The sequence below is a fragment of the Clostridium sp. MCC353 genome (genome assembly GCF_018785315.1).
Taxonomy (GTDB): Bacteria; Bacillota; Clostridia; order Lachnospirales; family Lachnospiraceae; genus CHH4-2.
This window is the reverse complement of record NZ_WQPN01000037.1, coordinates 1-3,639: the sequence shown is the minus strand read 5'-3', so window position 1 is coordinate 3,639 and position 3,639 is coordinate 1. Positions and strand designations below refer to the sequence as shown.

The window sequence follows — 3,639 nt, the reverse complement described above, 5'->3', positions numbered from 1 at the left end:
TTATCCCTGGAGCCTTAGTTTCACTTACGGTTGGAAGCCGGTTTTCATCGCCAACGGATTCCGCTCCGCCCGGCGCCAACTATCCAAGCAGGCCTCTGCCCCCGCCCGTCCCCATTCCCAGGATTCATGGCGTTACTTTGGCCAATCAATTAAATAAAGATTTCCATCTCTAAGCGTTTTTACCGCAGCATTTTTTATATTTTTTACCGCTGCCGCATGGACACGGATCATTCCGTCCAACCTTCGGACCTTTTCTAATTGTTCCGGAGGCTTTCTGGGTTTTATAGAGTTCTTTTCTCTTCTCTTCTGTTAAAATGGAATCCCACTGCGGCAGATTATAGAGCCAGTCTGCCTTCGCTTCAACCATGTTGTAATATAATTTTTCAGGATCGATCTCAATCTTAACTTCTGTGTCCTCTTCCATGGTGTCAATTGGGTTTTCGTATCCTTTTAAGCTTTCATTTATTCCATCCAGGAAACCGGTCATGATTAAAACTTCTGTTTCATACTTATCTGCCAGTTCCTTTACCGTACCGGTAATCACTTCCGTTGGGTTGGAAAGAATTTTTTCGTAAATCCCTTTTTCAATTGTGAAATAACCAGACCAGAGGTTCTCTCTTTCTTTATCATCTAAGCCATCTCCATAGGCCAGGTTTCTCCATGTCTCTAAAATAGCCATACTTCTCGTCCATCCTTTTTCTATTCTTGGGTATATCCTTACATAGTATATAACACTTTAATGATTTTTGCAAAATATTTTTCAAAACAATGGGGATTTCGTAACGTATTTCACATATATTCCAATTCCCATCTGCAAAAACGCCCCGCCTGCCGCGTTTCACGCAGCAGACAGGGCATTAAAAAGGGGAGGATAAGTATTAATTTTTATCATTTGTTGATAGTAACATTATTAACACTTTACGGAAATATATACAAATAATTTTATTTTTTTAATTCACATATCTGTAAATATAAGATTCCCCTTCTCCTCCGGCCCGGACGATCTCTCCGCGCTCATACAAATATTGCAGATGCGCTAAGATTTCTGAGGCCGCCATCCATTTCATAACAACAGGATATGCCTGGAAGTTCCCCTCTTTATAGTACCATTTTACCTTTCCGGCCACCTCATACGCGCACATCGGCTTTGCATAGAGTACGCCGGTTATTTCATCCAGCCGTTCTTCGTGATGTTCCAGTATCTCATCCACTCTGGCCTGCAGATCCTTAATGGGGCCGCGATGGGCCGGAAAGACATGCTTTACTTTTAAATCACGGACTTTTTTCAGGTTCGCGACATAATTGGTCAATGAATGATATTCTTCTCCGTAAAATCCGATATTCGGCGTGATTTTATTCAGCACATGATCCCCTGGAAACAAAATTTCCTGTTCCTCATCGTAGAAGCCGATCAGGCCGGGCATATGTCCCTTTAAATCAATCACTTTCAAACGGTATTTTCCATAGGTGAGCACATCACCATCTGATAAAACCCTGATATTCTCCAGCGGAACAGACGAATCCAAATCTTCATCCTTAGGCATCTGCTCTAAAAGTGATGTGGACATTCCGCATTTCAAAAAGTTGTATTTTAAATAATCATATTTGGACACAGGGTCATTGCCGCTGATCCTGATACTGTCCCACCGGCTGCAGCAAACACCGCCGAATTCCTGATACAGGTTCGGCAGGTTGCCGCAGTGATCCTGGTGGGTATGGGTAAGGAGGATATCGGTGTGCTTCTTATCTAACCCCAGTTCCTCCACTGCCTCCCGCAGAATCCGGTCACATTCTTCTGTGGCGAATCCTACATCGATGATGCAGCTTCGGTCCTGTCCCTTTATGATATAACAGCTTAATTCTTTTAAAGAAGACCCTTTGAGAGGAAGCTTTACTTCGTAAATATCATCTAAAATCCGTTCCGCCCTGATTACTTTTTTCTTTCGTCATTCCATACGAAAAGAATTCCTTTTTCCTGATATTCTTTTATCTGGTCTTCGGTATAGCCCAGATCCTTTAAGATTTCCGGTCCCTGCTCACCGATCAATGGTCCAACGTTGTATTCCGGAACACCCATTTCCTGGAATTTAACCGGAGGTCTTACCAGTGTTCTGGTATTTCCGTTGTCATATTTCATCTTATACAGACATTCGTTTGCCCAAGCCTGCTCATCTTCCAGAATCTCTGTCCAGGACTGCGCAAGGCTGAATGCAACGTCAGCTTCTTTCAGAAGAATTTTCCACTCTGCAGCGGTCTTCTTGCCCATAGCTTCCATACAGATATCATACATCTCTGTGCCGAGGCCGTTAGCCTGAAGGTTCTGGATTGGGAAATATCTTTCATCATCAACCAGATCTTCTCTTCCAAGGGCTTTCATGAACTGTTTGTAGTACATGTTATAGTCAGGCATACAGGTCTGGATAAATCTGTCGTCTGCGGTTCTCCATGCGGAGTTAAATGGGTTAGCGCCTTCACGGATGTTGATCGGATATTCTTTTGCAATACCGTCATAGTTAGCAGCCTGGATCATCATACCCATGTTGTAAACTGCGGTTTCAAACAAGCTGGTTTCTACCTTCTCGCCTTCGCCGGTCAATTTTGCATGATATAATGCAGCCAGAATACCTGCAGCCAGGTTCATGGCAACGTTGTGGTCACCAACACCAGGAACTACGTTGAAAGGAACAGTTCCTCTCTGGCGTAAGGAATCCAGATATCCGCCTCTTGCGAAGAATGCGGTGAAGTCAAATCCAGGAAGATCTTTGTCAGGGCCGTACTCGCCGTAACCGGTAACAATCGCGTAAACCAGTTTTGGATATTTCACCTTCAATGTTTCATAATCAAGTCCTGCGCGCTCTAAAGCCTGAACTCTCCAGTTTGTGATAAGAACATCTGCTTCATCCAGAAGTTTGAAGAATGCTTCTTTTCCTTCTGGTGTCTTCATATTCAAAGAAATACATTTCTTGTTACCGTTTTCCAGATCCCAGGTCGTATTCTCATACATATCCAAAGGTCTGCCCTCTGAAGGAGCTGTGTGTCTTAACGGATCTCCTTTTGCAGATTCAATTTTGATAACATCCGCTCCACAGTCTGCCATAAAGCGTCCTGCTCCTGCTGCTGCGATAAATGTTGCCAGTTCCACAACTTTAACGCCTTCCAATAATTTCTTGCTCATATTGAAATCCTCCTTATATTAATTAAATTAATTCCTTATTTATCCAGTTCTTCCATGATTGCAGGGATCACTTTATAGAGATCCCCAACAATTCCATAATCCGCCATTCCTGCCGCATGCTGGATCGCTCCGGATATTCCGCATGCAAAGTAGATTTTCGGTTTTACTGTGGTTCCCGTCTGGCCTACCTGGTATGCGTGGTCGATCCAGCCTGCGTCTACCGCCGCTCTTGAGGATGCGATCACTCCGCCCAGTTTATCTGCCAGCTGTTTTAACAGCTCAAAGCCTTCCGGCTTTCCAAGGCCCATTCCGCCCGCTACGATGATTTCCGCATCCGTTAAGGATACTGCGTCTTTCATGCTCTTTACGATCTCTACAACTTTCGTGCGGATATCGCCTTCTTTGAATTCCACATTCAGTTTGATCACTTCGCCCTTGCGGCCTTCTTCATAAGCGGCTTTCTC

Annotated in this window: 4 protein-coding genes; all 4 read right to left on the bottom strand. The window is 44.0% G+C overall.

Annotated features, from left to right (window positions below):
* Window positions 1-169: 169 nt before the first annotated feature.
* Window positions 170-679 carry an SEC-C metal-binding domain-containing protein gene (locus tag GPL15_RS08950; protein WP_215698142.1) on the bottom strand — a complete coding sequence of 170 codons (510 nt, stop codon included), beginning with the start codon at window positions 677-679 and terminating at the stop codon, window positions 170-172.
* Between the two features lie 271 nt (window positions 680-950).
* Entirely contained in the window at window positions 951-1,844 is an 894-nt protein-coding gene (locus tag GPL15_RS08945) for an MBL fold metallo-hydrolase (protein ID WP_346344924.1), read from the bottom strand.
* An 86-nt stretch (window positions 1,845-1,930) separates the two neighbouring features.
* On the bottom strand, window positions 1,931-3,175 hold the full coding sequence (locus tag GPL15_RS08940) for a CaiB/BaiF CoA-transferase family protein (protein ID WP_215698140.1): 1,245 nt from the start codon (window positions 3,173-3,175) through the stop codon (window positions 1,931-1,933).
* 35 nt (window positions 3,176-3,210) lie between these two features.
* Window positions 3,211-3,639: electron transfer flavoprotein subunit alpha/FixB family protein (locus GPL15_RS08935; protein WP_215698138.1), on the bottom strand; the 429-nt coding region annotated here is incomplete at its 5' end.